This window comes from Streptomyces sp. ST2-7A (assembly GCF_021390475.1).
Classification (GTDB): Bacteria; Actinomycetota; Actinomycetes; order Streptomycetales; family Streptomycetaceae; genus Streptomyces.
Map to the genome: position 1 here is coordinate 113,173 of NZ_JAJUWS010000011.1, position 16,197 is coordinate 129,369.

12 protein-coding genes and 1 pseudogene are annotated in these 16,197 nt (G+C 75.4%); 6 read left to right on the plus strand and 7 right to left on the minus strand.

Features of this window, described 5'->3' with window-relative positions; genetic code table 11:
- Positions 1-303 precede the first annotated feature (303 nt).
- Positions 304-777 (plus strand): MSMEG_6728 family protein, encoded by a 474-nt coding sequence (locus LZF96_RS09440; protein WP_233868646.1) that lies wholly within the window; start codon positions 304-306, stop codon positions 775-777.
- Here LZF96_RS09440 and LZF96_RS09445 read toward each other — a convergent pair.
- A complete protein-coding gene (locus tag LZF96_RS09445; RefSeq protein WP_233868649.1) occupies positions 738-1,295 on the minus strand; it encodes a GNAT family N-acetyltransferase in 558 nt (185 codons plus the stop codon). The genes LZF96_RS09440 and LZF96_RS09445 overlap by 40 nt on opposite strands.
- 70 nt (positions 1,296-1,365) lie before the next feature.
- Positions 1,366-2,274: a potassium channel family protein gene (locus tag LZF96_RS09450; RefSeq protein ID WP_233868651.1), complete on the minus strand. Its 909-nt coding sequence runs from the start codon at positions 2,272-2,274 to the stop codon at positions 1,366-1,368.
- Positions 2,275-2,679: 405 nt separating this feature from the next.
- On the opposite strand from LZF96_RS09450, the gene LZF96_RS26490 reads away from it, so the two are divergent.
- From LZF96_RS26490 to mmuM, 4 genes are all read left to right on the plus strand, one after another.
- Entirely contained in the window at positions 2,680-4,953 is a 2,274-nt protein-coding gene (locus tag LZF96_RS26490) for a BTAD domain-containing putative transcriptional regulator (RefSeq protein WP_267940660.1), read from the plus strand.
- A 234-nt stretch (positions 4,954-5,187) separates the two neighbouring features.
- On the plus strand, positions 5,188-5,568 hold the full coding sequence (locus tag LZF96_RS09460; RefSeq protein ID WP_233868653.1) for a nucleotide pyrophosphohydrolase: 381 nt from the start codon (positions 5,188-5,190) through the stop codon (positions 5,566-5,568).
- Between the two features lie 90 nt (positions 5,569-5,658).
- Positions 5,659-6,579: an LLM class F420-dependent oxidoreductase gene (locus tag LZF96_RS09465; protein ID WP_233868655.1), complete on the plus strand. Its 921-nt coding sequence runs from the start codon at positions 5,659-5,661 to the stop codon at positions 6,577-6,579.
- Between the two features lie 77 nt (positions 6,580-6,656).
- Positions 6,657-7,562, plus strand: a complete 906-nt coding sequence (mmuM, locus tag LZF96_RS09470) for a homocysteine S-methyltransferase (protein WP_233868716.1) — start codon at positions 6,657-6,659, stop codon at positions 7,560-7,562.
- Between the two features lie 1,006 nt (positions 7,563-8,568).
- Here mmuM and chrA read toward each other — a convergent pair.
- From chrA to LZF96_RS09495, 5 genes and pseudogenes are all read right to left on the minus strand, one after another.
- A complete protein-coding gene (gene chrA, locus LZF96_RS09475; protein WP_233868657.1) occupies positions 8,569-10,053 on the minus strand; it encodes a chromate efflux transporter in 1,485 nt (494 codons plus the stop codon).
- A 246-nt stretch (positions 10,054-10,299) separates the two neighbouring features.
- A complete protein-coding gene (gene argF, locus LZF96_RS09480) occupies positions 10,300-11,319 on the minus strand; it encodes an ornithine carbamoyltransferase (protein WP_233868659.1) in 1,020 nt (339 codons plus the stop codon).
- 201 nt (positions 11,320-11,520) lie between these two features.
- A complete protein-coding gene (locus tag LZF96_RS09485; protein WP_233868662.1) occupies positions 11,521-12,756 on the minus strand; it encodes an arginine deiminase in 1,236 nt (411 codons plus the stop codon).
- Positions 12,757-12,843: 87 nt separating this feature from the next.
- Positions 12,844-14,191, minus strand: a pseudogene (locus LZF96_RS09490) (AAA family ATPase); the annotation flags it as partial.
- Between the two features lie 51 nt (positions 14,192-14,242).
- Complete coding sequence (locus tag LZF96_RS09495; protein WP_233868665.1) at positions 14,243-14,500, minus strand: DUF3099 domain-containing protein; 258 nt, start codon at positions 14,498-14,500, stop codon at positions 14,243-14,245.
- A 462-nt stretch (positions 14,501-14,962) separates the two neighbouring features.
- On the opposite strand from LZF96_RS09495, the gene LZF96_RS09500 reads away from it, so the two are divergent.
- Positions 14,963-16,108: a hypothetical protein gene (locus LZF96_RS09500; protein ID WP_233868669.1), complete on the plus strand. Its 1,146-nt coding sequence runs from the start codon at positions 14,963-14,965 to the stop codon at positions 16,106-16,108.
- Positions 16,109-16,197 lie beyond the last annotated feature (89 nt).

Genomic DNA, 16,197 nt, shown 5'->3' on the forward strand with positions numbered 1-16,197 from the left:
GTGATGCGTCGCGCGTGCCGTCCCCCGATCGGTGGCGCCATGGACCCCCCGGCACCGGCCGCCGGCGGCCGACGGCACGGCCACCCCCGGTCGGTGGCCGGCTCCGCGCCCGGCGTCCCCTGTCCCCCGGGCCGGCCGGAGCGGCACCGCGCGCCCATCGTGGGGACCGGGGAGCCGGTGCGGTCCCACGGGTCGTCACGTGGACCCCGTGGGGCGGGGATCGACGACCCCGGTCGGGCGCCGTCGCCCCGATGGGGGTCGCCGACGGGCGGGACGGCCGATCCACCGGGAGGATCGGTGCCCGTGCAGACCTTTCTCCCCGTCCCCGGTTTCGCCGACTCGGCCGCCCTGCTGGACCAGCGGCGACTGGGCAAGCAGCGGGTGGAGACGATCCAGGTCCTGCGGGCGCTGACCGTGCCCGGGTACGGGTGGCGCCGACACCCGGCGGTGCGCATGTGGCGGGGGTACGAGGAGGCGGTGGTCCGCTACGGGCTGGAGATGTGCCGTGCCTGGGTGGCCGGCGGCCGGAAGGACACCTGCGCGCTCACCCTCACCACCGATCTGGGCACGGCCCGCGCCCTGACGGAGGTGCGCGACCAGGCGGGGTTGGCCGAGGCGGGGGAGTTGCCGCCGTGGTTGGGGGAGGAGGCGTTCCACCGGGCGCACCGTTCGGCGCTGCTGCGCAAGGACCCGGATTTCTACGGTCCGCTGTTCCCCGGGACCCCCGACGACCTGCCCTACGTCTGGCCCTCCTCGGACCGCGATCCGGAGGCGTGAGCGGGGGAACGGACCTCCTCCGGGGACGGGTCGGCGCCGGGGACGAGTCGACGGCGGTACCGGATGCCCGGCCGGCCGTCGAGGTCGATCTCCCCGATCACGGCGAAGCCGTTGTGGGCGAGCACCGCGCGGGACGCCGGGTTGTCGAGGGTGGTGACGGCGGTGAGCGCGGACAGCCCGTACACCTCGGCGGCCCGGCGGCAGACCTCGGCGACAGCCCCCGTCGCGATGCCCCGGCCGGTCGCCTCCTCGGCGATCCGGTAGCCGAGTTCGGCCACTCCGTCCGTGATGTCCACGAGGTTGACCCGGCCGATCACCCGCCCGTCGTCCACCAGGACGTGCAGGTGGTGCAGGCCGGCCCGCTGCTCGGCGAGCAGGGCGCGGTGGCGTTCGCCGAACCCAGCGAACCAGGCGTCACCGCGATCGGGGATCGAGCGGGCGAACCACTCGCGGTTCTCCCGCTCGAAGGAGAGGACCGCAGCCGCGTGATCGGCGCGCAACCGTTCGAGTACCACCATGGTGTTCACCCTACGACGTGCCCGCCGGGGCGCGTCCGCCCCCTCGCCCGGGGGTGGGCGCGCCCCCGGGTCACCGGCGGGGCTCGGCGTCGGGGGCCGGGGTGTCGGGGATCGGGTGGCGATGGTCGGCCGCGTAGGCGGCGAAGACCTCGGCCGTGTCACCGCCGGTGCGCAGGAAGTTCCGGTCCAGCACGCCGGCCAGGTCGTCCAGGGCGTCGCCCAGCATCGCCGCCGACAGTCGCACGTCCGCTTCATCGGATTCGCGCCACCGCAGGGCGAGTCGGTGGGCGTGGTGGACGGTCGCGGAGAGGGAGAGGTGCTCGTCCGCGTCGTGGAACCAGTAACCCTCGGGGTACTGGGTGAAGTCCCCCCGGGTCTGCACCACCGACGCCGTCAGGTCGTCCAGCAGGGAGGAGGTGAGGGCCCCGTCCCGGGCGAGGCGGTCGTTGGTCCGCAACAGGTGGAGTCGGCCGGCCAGTTGGCGGCGGTGGCCCAGGGTGGGGTAGACCCCCAGCACCCAGGAGACCACCGCGGTCAGCAGGACGAAGCCGAACATCGCCTCGACCGGTACCGCCAGGCGCAACCAGCCGTCGGAGGGGGCCACGTCCCCCAGACCGAGAGTGGTCAGGGCGACCAGCGACATGTAGGCGGCGTCGAGGAAACCGCTGTGCTCGGTGGGGTCCAGGGAACTGTCGAAGATGAAGAACTCGGGGAGGTTCGGCCAGTAGAGCAGGGCCCAGCCGAGGGCGCCGAGCACGCCCCACAGGAAGATCACCGTCACCATGCCCAGCGGCCCGACGAGGCCGCCGGGACCGCGCTCGCGCCCCCGGCGCGGCAGGGAACGGGAGATCCGCCACAGCGCGGCCATGGTCAGGCGGCTCATCCCGCCGTGTCGGGTGGGGTGCCACAGGGTGTGGAACAGGTCTCGTGCCACGAGGGCGATCAGCGCCGCTCCCAGCAGCATCACGGCGATGTCCATACGGCCTCCGATTCCGCCCGGTGTCGATCGAATGTGGGACGGGTGGTACCGGTCCTCCCCACCCCGCCCGCGATCATCCGATGAACGTGCGGTGGGATGGTCGACCGACGCGCGGGGCATCGGATTTCACCCCGCCACGCGGTCGCTCGCCCCCGGAGTGGAGCCACGTCCTCCGGAACGCGTGACCACTCGTGCCCGGGAGATCACGCGCTGGTCCGGCGGTGGATGATTTCACGCCCTGTTGGGCGACTTCCGGCCGGCTTCGGCTGTCTTCCGCCAACTTCGCATCACACCGGAGATGTCGCCCGGAAGACGGTTTGAGGTATCCGCCCCACCGTGCGAGGATCCCGCATCCGGACCGGTCCCGGATCAACGAACCTCCCACTCCGGTCGGTTGGAGAATTCTTGGACATCCGGCTCCTGGGCCCGCTGGAGGTGCTGGCCGACGACGGCACCCCGCTGAGGGTCACCGGCCCCACCCAGCGGGCGGCGCTGACCGCGCTCGCGCTGAGCCCGGACCGGGACGTGCCCGCCGACGAGTTGGCCTCGGACCTGTGGGCGATGGAGACCCCGGGGCCGCCCGCCCGGCTGCGGGCCCGCCTGCGTTCCTGTGTGGGCAGGCTGCGGCGGGCCCTGCCGCCCGGCCGCATCCGCACCGTTCCCGGTGGCTACCGACTGGCAGCCCACCCCGGGGAGACCGATGTCGGCCGATGCGAGCGCGCGCTGGCCGAGACCGGCGCACCCGCCGCGGCACACCCCGCCGAGGTCTCCGCCGAAGCCGTCCCCGCCCCGGCGGTGGAGGATCCCGGCGTCGCCCTGCGCCGGGTCGAGGAGGCGCTCGCCCAGTGGCGTGGAGAGCCCCTCGCCGAACTGCCCCCCGGCCCCCGGCGGGCCCGGGAGAGCTCCAGGCTGCACCGGTTGCGCAGCGCCCTCGCCGAGCGCCGCGACGCCCTGCGGCGACGGGTGGGCGCCGCGGAAACCCCTCCGGGGCCCGCTTCGGGCGCGACCCCCGGCGCGCGTCCCGCCGCGGCACACCCCGCCGCGGCGGCCCCCCTCACGGCACACCCCGGTTTCGGGATGGCCGGGGTGCCGGCACCCCGCGCGGCCGAAACCGCCCCGTTCGCCCGCCTCACCCATCCCCTCGCCGTTCCCGGCGGGGAGCCGGATCCCCGCCGGGAACGGGCCGCCCGCCGGGCGGTCGAACTCTTCCCGCTGCTCGCGCTGGTGGAGGTCCCCACCCACACCCCCGCCTCCGCCGCCGCGCTCCTGGGCTGTCCGCCCGGCGAGGCATCCGCGGCCCTGGAACACCTGCGTTCCACGGGCATCCTGGTGCCCGCCGGCCCCGGCCGGTACGCGATTCCGGGCGAGTTGCGCGAGGCCGCCGTCAAGGGCGGGCTCGGTTCCGCCGGCGTTCCCGGGCCCCGTCCCACCGGCGACGCCGGGACGGGACCCCGGCCGGCCGGAACGGACGCCCCGCCCACCGGCGGCACCGGTGATCTCGGCGATCGCGGTGTCACCGGCCCCTCCCGGTCGCCCGGCGATCCGACGGCGCAGGTGCACCGGGCCCGTCTGGCGGATCTCGCCCACTGGTACCTCGGTTCCCTGTACCGGGTGAACCTGCCGCTCGCGCTGCCCGCCGTGGTGCGCAACCGCTACCACGCCGGCGTGGACCGTTTCCCCCGGGGACGGTTGTTCACCAGTCCCTCGGAGTCCCTGCCCTGGGCCGACCAGGAGTTGGAGGGGGTGCTGGCCCTCGCCGGCCAACTGGCCTCGCCCGCCTTCGACACCGGGGAGGAGTTGGCCGGTCGTCCCCTCTCCGCGTTCGCGTCCGAGGCCGCCCGCGCGCTGGAGACCTACTTCGGCATCCGCTTCGCCTGGCGGGCGCAGCGCCGGCTCAACGGTCTGGCCCTCATGGTCGCCGAGCGCACCGGCGACGAGTACTCCCGGGCCGCCGCCCTCGTGCAGTTGGGCAAGGTCCACGGCCGGCGCGGGGAGGGCGATCGCGGTGCGGAGTTGCTGACCCGGGGGATCGACCTCTTCCGGGCCCTGGGGGAGGACCTGGAGGCGGTGGCGGCCACCAGCGCCCTGGTGGCCTGCCTGGCGATCTCCGGACGGGTCGAACTCGCCGTCCGTGTCGGCGAGCGAGCGCTCGGGGAGGCGACCCGGCCGGGGTTGGAGGCCCTGCGCACGATGGTGCTCAACAACCTCGGTCGCTGCCGGATGCTGCTGGGCGAATGGCAGGAGGCCCACCGTCTGCTCACCGAGAGCTACACGGGGGCCCGTCTGCCGCACGGCCGGAGCACCGCGGCGGGCGCCCTGGCCGGCTACCACCTGCGGGTGGGGGAGTACGCGGAGGCCGCGCGCTGGGCCGAGCGGGCCCTGGCGCACAGCGCCGAGCAGCCCTTCGATCCGTTGATGGTGGCCGAGCACCGCCACGCCCTGGCGGAGGCCCTGCGCGGGATGGGCGAGATCCGGCGGGCCCGGATCGAGGAGACCCAGGCGGAGGCCCTGCTGGCCGACCTCAACCGGCGCGAGAACACCGATGTGCGCCTCCCCGTGAGCCCCGGAGCGTGCGTGGAACACGGAAGCGGTGGGGAGAGCGGGAGGACGGAGGGCTCGGGCAGGGACACGGGGGAGACCGGGGGCACCGGGTGCGGCAGGGGCCTGGACGGGACGTGAGGCCCGGCCGGCGCGCCCCCTCGGGACACCGTCGACGCGACGGGGCCTCGAGCCGGCGGTGTCCCGACGGGGGCGCGTCCCGCTCGGGCCGGAAGCCGGCGGGCGCCCCCGTCCCCGGGGTATGCAGGGACCCGTGATCACCGCACCTCCCGGCCCGAGCGCCGTACCCGCCCTCCGCACCCCGTCCCGGCCGGCGACCGGCCCCGCCCGCCGGCTCCTCGCCGGGACCACCGCGTGAGTGCCCCCGCCCCGGACCCGGGGGCGACGGGACCCGCCGGCCCCTCCGACCTGACCCGGCTCCGGGAACGACTGACCGAGTTCTCCGAGGCCCGTGGCTGGCAGCGGTACCACCTGCCGAAGAACCTGGTGGCGGCGCTGGCCGTGGAGGCGGCCGAACTCCAGGAGATCTTCCAGTGGATGACCCCGCGGGAGGCGGCGGAGGTCATGGCGGACCCGGAGACCGCCCACCGGGTCCGGGACGAGGTCGCCGACGTGCTCGCCTACCTGCTGCGACTGTGCACGGTGCTGGACATCGACCCGGCCGCCGCCCTGGACGCCAAGATCGAGCGCAACGAGACGCGCTTCCCGCGCGCGGGGACCGCCGGGGAGGAGTGAGGAGGCGCGGCACCCGGGCGGGACGGCCGGCGGCCGGGGAGTCGGCCGGCCGTCCCGCATCCGTCCCGCCGAACACCCCAGAATGGGGGGATGGAACTCCGTATCTTCACCGAGCCCCAGCAGGGCGCCTCCTACGATCAACTGCTCGCCGTCGCCCGGGCCACCGAGGATCTGGAATTCGGGGCGTTCTTCCGCTCCGATCACTACCTCGCGATGGGCGGGGACGGCCTGCCCGGCCCGACGGACGCGTGGATCACCCTGGCCGGCCTCGCCCGCGAGACCAGCCGCATCCGCCTCGGCACCCTGATGACCGCCGCCACCTTCCGGCTTCCCGGTGTGCTGGCCATCCAGGTGGCGCAGGTGGACGCCATGTCCGGCGGACGGGTCGAACTGGGCCTGGGCGCGGGGTGGTTCGAGGCCGAGCACACCGCGTACGGCATCCCGTTCCCCAAGGAGAAGTTCCCCCGGCTGGAGGAGCAGCTGGAGATCGTCACCGGCCTGTGGGCCACGCCCGTCGGCGAGACCTTCTCCCACAGCGGCGAGCACTACACCCTCACCGACTCCCCGGCCCTGCCCAAGCCCGCGCAGGCGAAGCCGCCGGTGCTCATCGGCGGCCTGGGCGCCACCCGCACCCCCCGCCTGGCGGCCCGCTTCGCCGACGAGTTCAACCTGCCGTTCGCCTCGTTGGAGACCTCCGCCGAGCAGTTCCGCCGGGTGCGGGAGGCCGCCGGGAAGGAGGGCCGTTCACCCGATGACCTGATCTACTCCAACGCCCTGGTGGCGTGCGTGGGCCGCGACGAGGCCGAGATCGCCCGCCGGGCGGAGGCCATCGGCCGCGGGCCCGCCGAGTTGCGGGAGAACGGTCTGGCCGGCACCCCCGACGAGGTGGTGGAGAAGATCGGCCGGTACGCCGAACTGGGCGCCTCGCGCGTCTACCTGCAGATCCTCGACCTGTCCGACCTGGACCACCTGGAGTTGATCTCCTCCCGGGTGCGGACGCAGCTGTCGTGACCGGTCCGGCCGGCCCCGGCACGCCCCCTCGCGGGGCGTCCGGGGCCGGCGCGGGGCCGCCGCCGTTCACCGAACCGCTGCCGCTGGACGGCGGGCTGTCCGCGCAGCTCGCCTCGGCCGGGTACGAGCCGGGCGGGGCGCTGTGGACGGCGGCGGCGCTCGTCGACGCCCCCGACGCCCTGGTCGCCGCGCACGGCGCCTTCCTGGCCGCCGGGGCCCGGGTCCTGCTGACCGCCTCCTACCAGGCGTCCCGCCGGGGCTTCGCCTCCCGGGGCCTGTCGGACGCCGAGGCCGACGGATTGATCGGCCGATCGGTGCGGCTGGCGCGGGCCGCCGTCGCCGCCCGGCCGTCGCCCCGGGAACCGGTGTGGGTCGCGGGTTCGCTCGGGCCCTACGGCGCGGCGCTGGGCGGCGGCGCGGAGTACCGGGGTCGGTACGGCGTCGGTACCCGCGAGGTGGAGCGGTTCCACCGGCCGCGACTGGGGGCGCTGGCCGCCGCAGGCCCGGACCTGATCGCCCTGGAGACGCTGCCGGACCAGGACGAGGGCGCGGTGCTGCTGCGGATGGTCCCGGATCTCGGAATCCCGGTCTGGGTGTCCTGGACGATCGAGGGGGACCGCACTCGGGACGGCCGACCGCTGGCGGAGGCTTTCGCGCTGGCCGCCGGGGTGCCCGGGGTGGTCGCGGTGGGCGTGAACTGCTGCCGTCCCGAGGACGTGGGCCCGGCCGTGGAGTCGGCCGCCGCCGTGACCGGTCTGCCGGTGGTGGCCTATCCCAACAGCGGGGAGGTCTGGGATCCCGTCCGGGGGCGGTGGACCGGCGCCCCGACGCCGAGCGCGGAGATGGTGGGGCGGTGGGTGGCGGCCGGGGCGCGGCTGATCGGGGGCTGCTGCCGGGTGAACGCGGCGCGGCTGGCGCCGGTGGTCGCGGCGGTCCGTGCGGCGGCCCGGGAGGGGCGGGAGGCGGAACCGGGACACGGATAGCACCCCGGTCCGGGCCGGTGGGCCGGCCCCGGGGGAGCGGAACCCCGGGAGGGGCGGCCCCGGGTGGTCGGGCGCGGGTGGCGCGGAGGGCCGGGGTGGTCGGTCCGGTGTGCGGAGCGGGAGGGCCGGGACCGGGAGGCCCCGACGCCCCGGCTCTCCGAACCCTTTCGTCGATTCCCGCCCCGTGCGACCCCCGGGTACCGCCGTCCGGATGAATCGGAGCCCGGGGGAGGCGGTTCCGGGTCCCGCTCCGGCGTCCGCCCGGGGCGCCGGGGGGCGTGCGGAGCGTTCGGATCAAGCCGTCTTCCGCGGTGTGCGAGGGCTCCCGGGAGCGTGCGCGCCCCCCTTCGCGCGCCTCCTCCCGACAGGGCGAGGGGAAGTCCGCCTCGAGCGCGCGAGGGCCGAAAGGCTTCCGGTGAAGGGGCGGGAGGGGTCTCCCCGAGAGGGTTCGACGACCATTCGATGACCGTGGAAGGCCGCCGAAGAGTATGACATCCGGTAATTGGTTTAATACTCAAGGTGACTTGATCGTGTCCCTCCGACGCTCTTCCGCTGGGAGGAACGCCCCCGCTCCGGCAGACTCGGCGACAGCTTCCCCGCCGACCGGTCTCCGGGCGACGGCACCGTCGGAAGGGAAGCCGGGTCGTGGTGTCACCCCCCGCGAGTGCAGGGTGGGGGAGCATCCGACCGGCGGTTCCGGTGGTCCCGTGGGGGGTACCACGAGGGCCGCGCGCCCGGCCCGCCTCCCCGCATGGCCACCGGCGCGCGGCCCCGAACCGCGCAGGGGAAGACGGAGCCGGGCGCCGGAAGGCCGGACCGACCGCGTGGGGGCGGGGTCCGGGACAGCGCGCCCGGTCTCCGTCGGTCCCCCTCCGGTACCGGCCACGCCCCCGTGGGGGTGCCGGAAGCGGGCGGGGCGACCGCCCCCGGCGGCGGGGGACCGATCCATGGGGAACCCCGCCCCGCCCCCGGACCCCGGCGGCGCGGGAGCCGGGCCACGGGGAGCTCAGGGCAGGGGAAGTCCCGCGAGCGCCGCGACCACGCCCAGCGCCCCCGCGCCCAGCAGCGTGCCCACCACGCCCCGCCGCAGACCGATCAGCCACCCCGCCGCCAGGAGCGCCGGCACCGCCTGCCACGGCTCCGACAGGGCCAGCGCCAACGGCACCGCCGACCCGGCGATCGCCCCCACCACCGCCGGTCCGGCGCCGTGGAAGAAGCCCCGGACGGCGGGAATGCCGCGCAACCGGTCCAGCGATCGGCCGCCCCACAGCACCAGCAGGAACGACGGCCCGAAGGCGACCACGGCCGCCACCAGCGCGCCGATCACGCCACCGGCGGCCCATCCCACCACCGAGACCGTCTGCACCACGGGGCCCGGGGTGATCTGTCCCAGCGCCACCGCGTTCAGGAATTCGGGGTCGTCCATCCAGCCGTGCCGGCCCACCGCGTCGTCGTGCATCAGCGGGATGATCACGAAGCCGCCCCCGTAGGACAGGGCGCCCACCTTGTAGGCGGTCCAGGTCAGCGCGGAGAGGCCGGCGGCCAGGGCGGTGGCCGGGAGCGCGGCGAGCAACAGCCACAGCCGGCGGTCGGTCCGCGCCCGCCGGGTCCCCGGCGCCCCGTGCCCCGCCGGGGCGCTCCCGGCCGTCCCCGCCGTGCCCACCGTCCGTGCCGCGTCCGCCGCGCCCCCGGTGGGGCCGGCCCGCCGTACGGCGGTCTCCACCAGACCGGCCGCGACGAGTACGAGCACGAGCCAGGGCCCGGCGAGGATCGCCCCCGCCACGCCCGCCGCCAGGTACCCGTACCAGCGGGCCCGGGCGGCCCGCCCCACCGCCCGGCGCCGGCTGTCCGGCATCAACTGCCACGCCGCGTGCGCGGCCACCGCCGCCACCGCCGCGCCCGCCCCGGCCGCCGCCCCCCGGATCGGGTCCGGCGCGTCCCCGGCCAGGAACAGCGCGGCCAGGGCGATGATGAGCGCCAGCCCCGGCACGATGAAGCACAATCCGCCCACCAGCGCCCCCGGCGTGCCGCGCAGCCACCACGCGGTGAGGATCGCCAGTTGGGTGGAGGCCGGTCCGGGCAGCAGGTTGGTGCTCGCGACACCGTCCTCGAACCGCTCCGCGTCCACCCAGCGCCGCCGCTCCACGCACGCCTCGCGGAGCATCGAGATGTGCGCGGGTGGTCCGCCGAAGCCGAGGAGGCCGATGCGACCCCACTCCCGGGCGATCGCCGTCAGGCCGGGCGGGGGCGGGGCGTCGGCGACCGGTGCGCGGTCGTCCGCCGGGGCGCCGTCCGCCGGGGTGTCGTCCGGTGGGGCGTCCCGCGCCGTGGTGTCCGCCCCCGGAACGGAGAGGGGGCCGGCGGGGCCCGTCGGTGACGGGGGTGACCCGTCGGCGGGGGTCGCGCCGGTTCCCGCCGGGCCCCCGGTCCGGCCGGCGGCCGGCCGAACCGGCCCGGGTTCCCTCCCGCGCGTGTTCTCCGCTCCCGGCACCGGATCGTCGGACCCCGATGGTTTCCCCGGCCGCTCGCCGTCCCGCACCGACCCACCTCTTCCTCGATTTCCCGCGCCCGGGTACCGACGCCGCGACATCCGCCCCGCGACTCCGGGGGCGGCTCGCCGTCGGAGGGGCCGGGCCGCCGACGGACCGCACTGTAGTCCCGGTCGGTGAACACGCCCCGACCCCGCCGGGGCGGGCGGGGTCGGGAGGCGGGAACGGGCCCCGGGGCGGGCGCCCGGTCAGGCGTCGGGGCCGGCCGGGCCGGCCAGGGTGGCCACCATCAGCGCCTTGATGGTGTGCAGTCGGTTCTCCGCCTCCTCGAAGACCACCGAGTGCTCGGACTCGAAGACCTCGTCGGTGACCTCCAGCGACTCCAGACCGTGCCGGGCGTGGATCTCCCGACCCACGCCGGTGCCCAGGTCGTGGAAGGCCGGCAGGCAGTGCAGGAACCGCACCTCGTCCTCACCGGTGGCCCGCAGCACGTCCATGGTCACCGCGTACGGGGCCAACAGCGCGATCCGCTCGTCCCACACCTCCTTCGGCTCGCCCATCGACACCCACACGTCGGTGGCCACGAAGTGGGCGCCGCGCACCCCCTCGGTCACGTCCTCGGTCAGCGAGAGCCGGGCGCCGGATTCCGCCGCCAGCGCCTTCGCCGTCGCGATCACCGACTCCCGCGGCCACAGCGCCCGGGGCGCGACGATCCGCAGGTCCATGCCGAGCAGCGCGCCGGTGACCAGATAGGAGTTGCCCATGTTGGCCCGGGCGTCGCCCAGGTAGGCGAAGGAGGTGCGCTCCAGCGGTCGGTCCCCGTGCTCGCGCACGGTCAACACGTCGGCGAGCATCTGGGTGGGGTGCCAGTCGTCGGTCAGACCGTTGTAGACCGGCACGCCCGCGTGCGCCGCCAGTTCCTCGACCGTCGCCTGTCCGGCTCCCCGGTACTGGATGGCGTCGAACATCCGACCGAGCACCCGGGCGGTGTCGCGCACCGACTCCTTGTGGCCGAGCTGGGAACCCGCGGGATCCAGGTAGGTGGTCGAGGCCCCCTGGTCGGCGGCGGCCACCTCGAAGGCGCACCGGGTGCGGGTGGAGGTCTTCTCGAAGATCAGCGCCACGTTCCGGCCGGTGAGCCGGCGGCGCTCGGCGCCCGCCCGCTTCTCCGCCTTCAGGTCGGCGGCCAGTTCGACCAGGTGGCGGAACTCCTCGGCGGTGACGTCCGGTTCCTTCAGGAAGTGACGGCCGGTGAGGTCGATCGGCATGAAGGGCTCCTCGGCTCGGGGTCTCGCACCGGCACCCCGGACTCGGCATCGGGCATCCGGGGGCACGACAGCGACGCAAGTGTATACAGAATAACGAATCTCTATGCAGCGAGGGAGGGGAGCACCGCGGGAACGACCCGGGCGCGGCGCACCCACCGGTGCCACCGCGCCCGTCCCCGCCCGTCCCCGCCGAGCCCTCGCCTACTCCGCCGGTTCCCGCGCCACCGGACAGCTCATGCACCGGGGCCCGCCGCGCCCACGACCCAGCTCCCCGCCGGGGATCTCGATCACCTCCACACCGTGCCGCCGCAGATGCGTGTTGGTCGTCACGTTCCGCTCGTAGGTGACCACCACCCCCGGCTCCACCGCCAGCACGTTGCAGCCGTCGTCCCACTGCTCGCGCTCCGCCGCGTGCACGTCCTGCGTCGCGGTCAGCACCCGGATCCGATCACGCCCCAACGCGTGCGCGATCGCGGTGTGCATGTGCTCCGGGGGGTGGTCGGTGACCGTCAACTCCGCCCCGCCCCGCCCCGGCTCGATCGTGTAGGAGCGCAGCATCCCCAGCCCGGCGTACTGGGTGAAGGTCTCCGCGTCGATCATGGTCAACACCGTGTCCAGGTGCATGAAGGCCCGCCGCTTGGGCATGTCCAGCGCCACGATCCGCCGCGCCGATCCCGCCGCGAACAACCCGCGCGCCAACAGCTCCACCGCCTGCGGTGTGGTTCGCTCGCTCATCCCGATCAGCACCGCGTCGTGCCCGAGCACCAGCACGTCCCCGCCCTCGATCGTGGACGGGTACACGTCCTGGCCCTGCGACCACACCCGGAACGGTTCCGTCCCCGGCCCCGCGAAGAGCGGATGGTGCCGGTAGATCGCCTCGAAGTGCACCGTCTCGCGCTGCCGTGCCGGCCACCGCATCGCGTTGATCGACACCCCGTCGTACACCCACGCCGAGGTGTCCCGGGTGAACAGGTGGTTGGGCAGCGGCTCCAACAGGAAGTCGTCCGGATCCATCACGTGGAACCGCACCGAGGTCGGCTCCGGATGCGCCTCCAGGTACTCCCGCTTGGTCATCCCCCCGATCAGCGCCTCGGTCATCTCCGGGATCGGCAACCCCTCGAAAGCCTCCCGCAACCGGCCGGTGGCGAGCGGACCGTAGGCGTACTCGTCGAAGACCCGGTCCAGCACCAGCTTCCGCGCCTGCGGGATCTCCAGGACCTCCCGCAGCATCTCCCCGAACAGGTGCACCTCCACCCCGCGCTCCCGCAGCACCGCCGCGAAGGCGTCGTGCTCCTGCTGCGCCCGGCGCACCCACAGCACGTCGTCGAAGAGCAACTCGTCCTTGTTGGAGGGCGTCAGCCGCTTGAGCTCCAGCCCGGGACGGTGCAGGATCACCCGGCGCAGGCGGCCGGTCTCGGAATCCACACGGAAAGACATGTTCCCCATCCTGGCCCGGGGCACCCGCGACGCGCAGGAACGCCCCGGCCCGGGGGCCGACGCGGCACGGCGCGGGGAGTTCCCTCAGTCGTCGGCGAGCGGACGCGCCGGCGCGCACCACTCCCGCTCCGCCGGCACCGACACCACCTCCCGCTCCGGCCAGCGCAGCGCGGTCAGCTCCCCGCCGAAGACGCAGCCGGTGTCGAGGCAGATCGCGCGGTTCACCCAGCGGGCCCGGAGCATCGGCGTGTGCCCGTACACCACTTCCGCCGCGCCCCGGTACTCCTCCGCCCACGGCAGCCGCACCCGGCAGGCCGTACTCGTCCTCGCCACCCGTGGTCGCCCCGTACAGGGCGTGCGCCCGCACCCGGCGCGAGGTCCGGCCGTGGTGCCGCTCGGGCAGGCCGGCGTGCGCCACCACCAGCTTCCCGTCGGCGAGCCGCAGATGGTCGGGAAGATCGGCGAGGAAGGCGCGCACCCGGTCGGTGAATCCCGGTTCCCCCGCCTCCCGTTCGGCGAGCTGCTCCAGGGTGAGCTCCAAGCCGTGGCCCACCCGCACGTTCCGACCGGCGAGCGCGCGGGCGAGCTTGTCCTCGTGGTTGCCGACCACGCACAGCGCGTCGCCGGTCGCGCGCATCCCCGCCACCAACTCCACCACGCCGGTGCTGTCCGGACCCCGATCCACCAGGTCGCCGACGAACACCGCCGTGCGGCCCGCCGGGTGCCGGGCACCCACCGGCCGGCCCCGCCCGTCCCGCTCGATCACCCAGCCGAGGCGGGTCAACAGCGCCTCCAGCTCCGGCAGGCAGCCGTGCACGTCCCCGATCAGGTCGAACGGGCCCCGCAGGTGCGGCAGATCGCCGGGACGCGGCACCCGCGTCAGACGCGCCGCGTCCACCTCGGCGGCGGACCGCAGCACGTGCACCGTGCCGAAGCCCTCCTCCGCCAACCCCTCGGCGTTCCGCCGCATCGTGCCGTGCTGCCGGGCGATGGCCCGGGCCGGCACGTCCTCCCGGCCGGGCCGGCCGGGACTGCGCCGCAGGCACTCCTCCCTCGGGAGGTCCAGCACCACCGCGACCCGGGGCAGGTCGTGGTCGCGGGCGAGCCGGATCCACGGCGCACGCTCCTCGGGGCGCACGTTCGTCGCGTCCACCACCGTGGTCCGACCGCCGGCCAGACGCAGTTCGACGATCCGCTCCACCAGGGCGAAGGCCCGCCCGGTGGCGGACTGGTCGTTCACGTCGTCCGCCACCAGCGCCCGGCAGGCGTCGGAGGAGACCACCTCGGTGGGGCGGAAGTTCCGGGCGGCGAGGGTGGACTTCCCGGCCCCGGCGGGACCGATCAGGACCACCAGCGCCGGGTCGGGTATCGGCAGTGCGGGTGCGTCCGGTGCGTCCGCCGGGCCACCTCGCCGTTCGTGCTGCGTGTCCCCCACGGGTCCGCTCCGTTCCGCCGGCTCGCGTCCTCCACCGGTCGGTTCGCGAGCCTACGGCTCCTCGTCCCACCACCGGTCGTCGGGCCCCCGCCGGTTCGCCACGATGGTCGCGACCGGTGGCAGGAAGGCGGCCACCACGCACATGGCGATCGCCACCGGCACCGACCAGTGCCGCACCACGGCCCAGGCCCCGACGAACAACGTCAGACAGATCGCCATGAGCGCGAAGTACCGGCGCCGTCGTCGTTCGTACGAGATGCCGTCCACCTCCCGGTGCCCGATCGAGCGGCGACCCGGACCGCCGTACATCCCATGATCACACCGGACTCCGGTCCGGGCATCCCGCGCGCACGCCTCCGGCCTTCCGGCGCGGGCCTGTTTTCGGCCTCCGGCGGGTGGCCGGTGGGGCCGGAGGGAAGGGGCCGCCCGGTGGTGATCACGCCCCTCCGCGAGGTGCGAACGAAAACGATCAACGGGCGCGGCACTCCGATCGAGCACGTGTCACGGATGGCCAAGGGGCCGGTTGGGTGAGCCGCCCGACCGACGACCCCCGGCACCCGGAGGCCGGGAACCACCGGCGATACCGGGCCCGGCAGACGAACCGGGGGCCCCACTCCGTGACGAACCCGTCGAAGACGACCGGAAGCACCCGTCTCCCGTCCACCCGCCCGGGGGAGTCATGCGGTGATGAAACGACCATGTCGCCGGAAGGCACGAGGGGGTTGGACGGTAGTGGGAAAGTCCTCGGAGATCCTGGAGACCCTTCGGGAGGTGCGAAGCCTCCTGAGCCATTCCGACCACGGCCTCGTCGCGGCCCGGGAGACGCTGCGGGCGACCCACCGGACGGTGGCGGACACGCTGTCCCCGGGCCTCGCCGGCCTTCAGCGGGACCACCGGGAACTCCGCGACCGGCAGAACCGACTCCGGGACGGCCTGGCGGACCTCCGCACGGCGCTGGAGGAACTGCGTCGCGAACTCGCCGAAGCCCGGCTCACCCCGGTCGGGGCGTCCCACCACCGGACCGGAGCGCCGGACGCCGACGCGCGGATCGACACCGACACCACCCACGGGGAACCGTGGGCCACGACAGGGGAGGGCACCGTGGGGCAGGAGTTCGACAAGGCCGGTGACCGGCGGGAGGACGAGCCGGTGGAGGCCGTGCCCGGGGCGGAGGGCGGGGTGGACGCCTCGGCGCCCGACAGCGGGAGACATACCGCGTCGGCCGCCGAGGAGACGGGGGATCCGGCGACACCCCCGACGGAGGAGGCCGCCGATACCCCGGCGGACGAGCCGGGGCCCGACTGCCACCCGGCCGGCCCCGGCTTCTGCGGGGACGTCCCGGAGGAGAGCCCTCCGCCCGTCGACGCGGCCCTTCCCGCCCCGCCCGCCGAACCCCCGCCCACCGACTCCTCCTCCGGGGGCGCCCCGCTCGCCGGCGGGCCCGACCCCGCCGCCGTGTCCCCGGAGCCCGCCCGGCCACCGGCCGGCGGGGGAGCGGAGGCGGACGACGAGGAACTCGTCGCGAGCCTGGACGCGGCCGCCGCGATCGCCACGGCCCGCCTGGTCTGTCACCGGGACACCTGGCAGTTCCTCCTCGAACACACCGCCACCCACCCGCACTTCCGGGTACCGGACCGCGTCACCGACCTCGCCGGTGGTCGAACCGAGGCGTTCCTCTCCGGCCGCTCGCTGCTCGCCGTCCTGGTGACCACGCGAGACCTCCACCGGGACGGGGCGACGGATCCCGTCGGCCGGGCCCTCGCGGGCACCGTGCACCGGCGCGCCCGGCAGGCCGTGGCCGGTTCCGGAGCCGGGACCCGGGCGGTCACCACCGACACCGGGGGTGACGGGAACACCGGAAACGACGGCGTCACCACGATCGTGCTCGACGACCGTCCTCCACCCGTCGGGGGGTGAGGCACGGCCCGGCCGACCGCACGCCGGCCGGGCCGTGTCCGGCACCGTGTCCCGTATCGGTGGCCGGCGGAGCGGTGTCGAGCCGGCCG

Coding starts and splice junctions, on each gene's coding strand:
- argF (WP_233868659.1), bottom strand. CDS start 11,319: ATGCCGATCGACCTCACCGGCCGTCACTTCCTGAAGGAACCGGACGTC.
- LZF96_RS09495 (WP_233868665.1), bottom strand. CDS start 14,500: ATGTACGGCGGTCCGGGTCGCCGCTCGATCGGGCACCGGGAGGTGGAC.
- LZF96_RS09445 (WP_233868649.1), bottom strand. CDS start 1,295: ATGGTGGTACTCGAACGGTTGCGCGCCGATCACGCGGCTGCGGTCCTC.
- LZF96_RS09485 (WP_233868662.1), bottom strand. CDS start 12,756: ATGTCTTTCCGTGTGGATTCCGAGACCGGCCGCCTGCGCCGGGTGATC.
- LZF96_RS09450 (WP_233868651.1), bottom strand. CDS start 2,274: ATGGACATCGCCGTGATGCTGCTGGGAGCGGCGCTGATCGCCCTCGTG.
- LZF96_RS09465 (WP_233868655.1), top strand. CDS start 5,659: ATGGAACTCCGTATCTTCACCGAGCCCCAGCAGGGCGCCTCCTACGAT.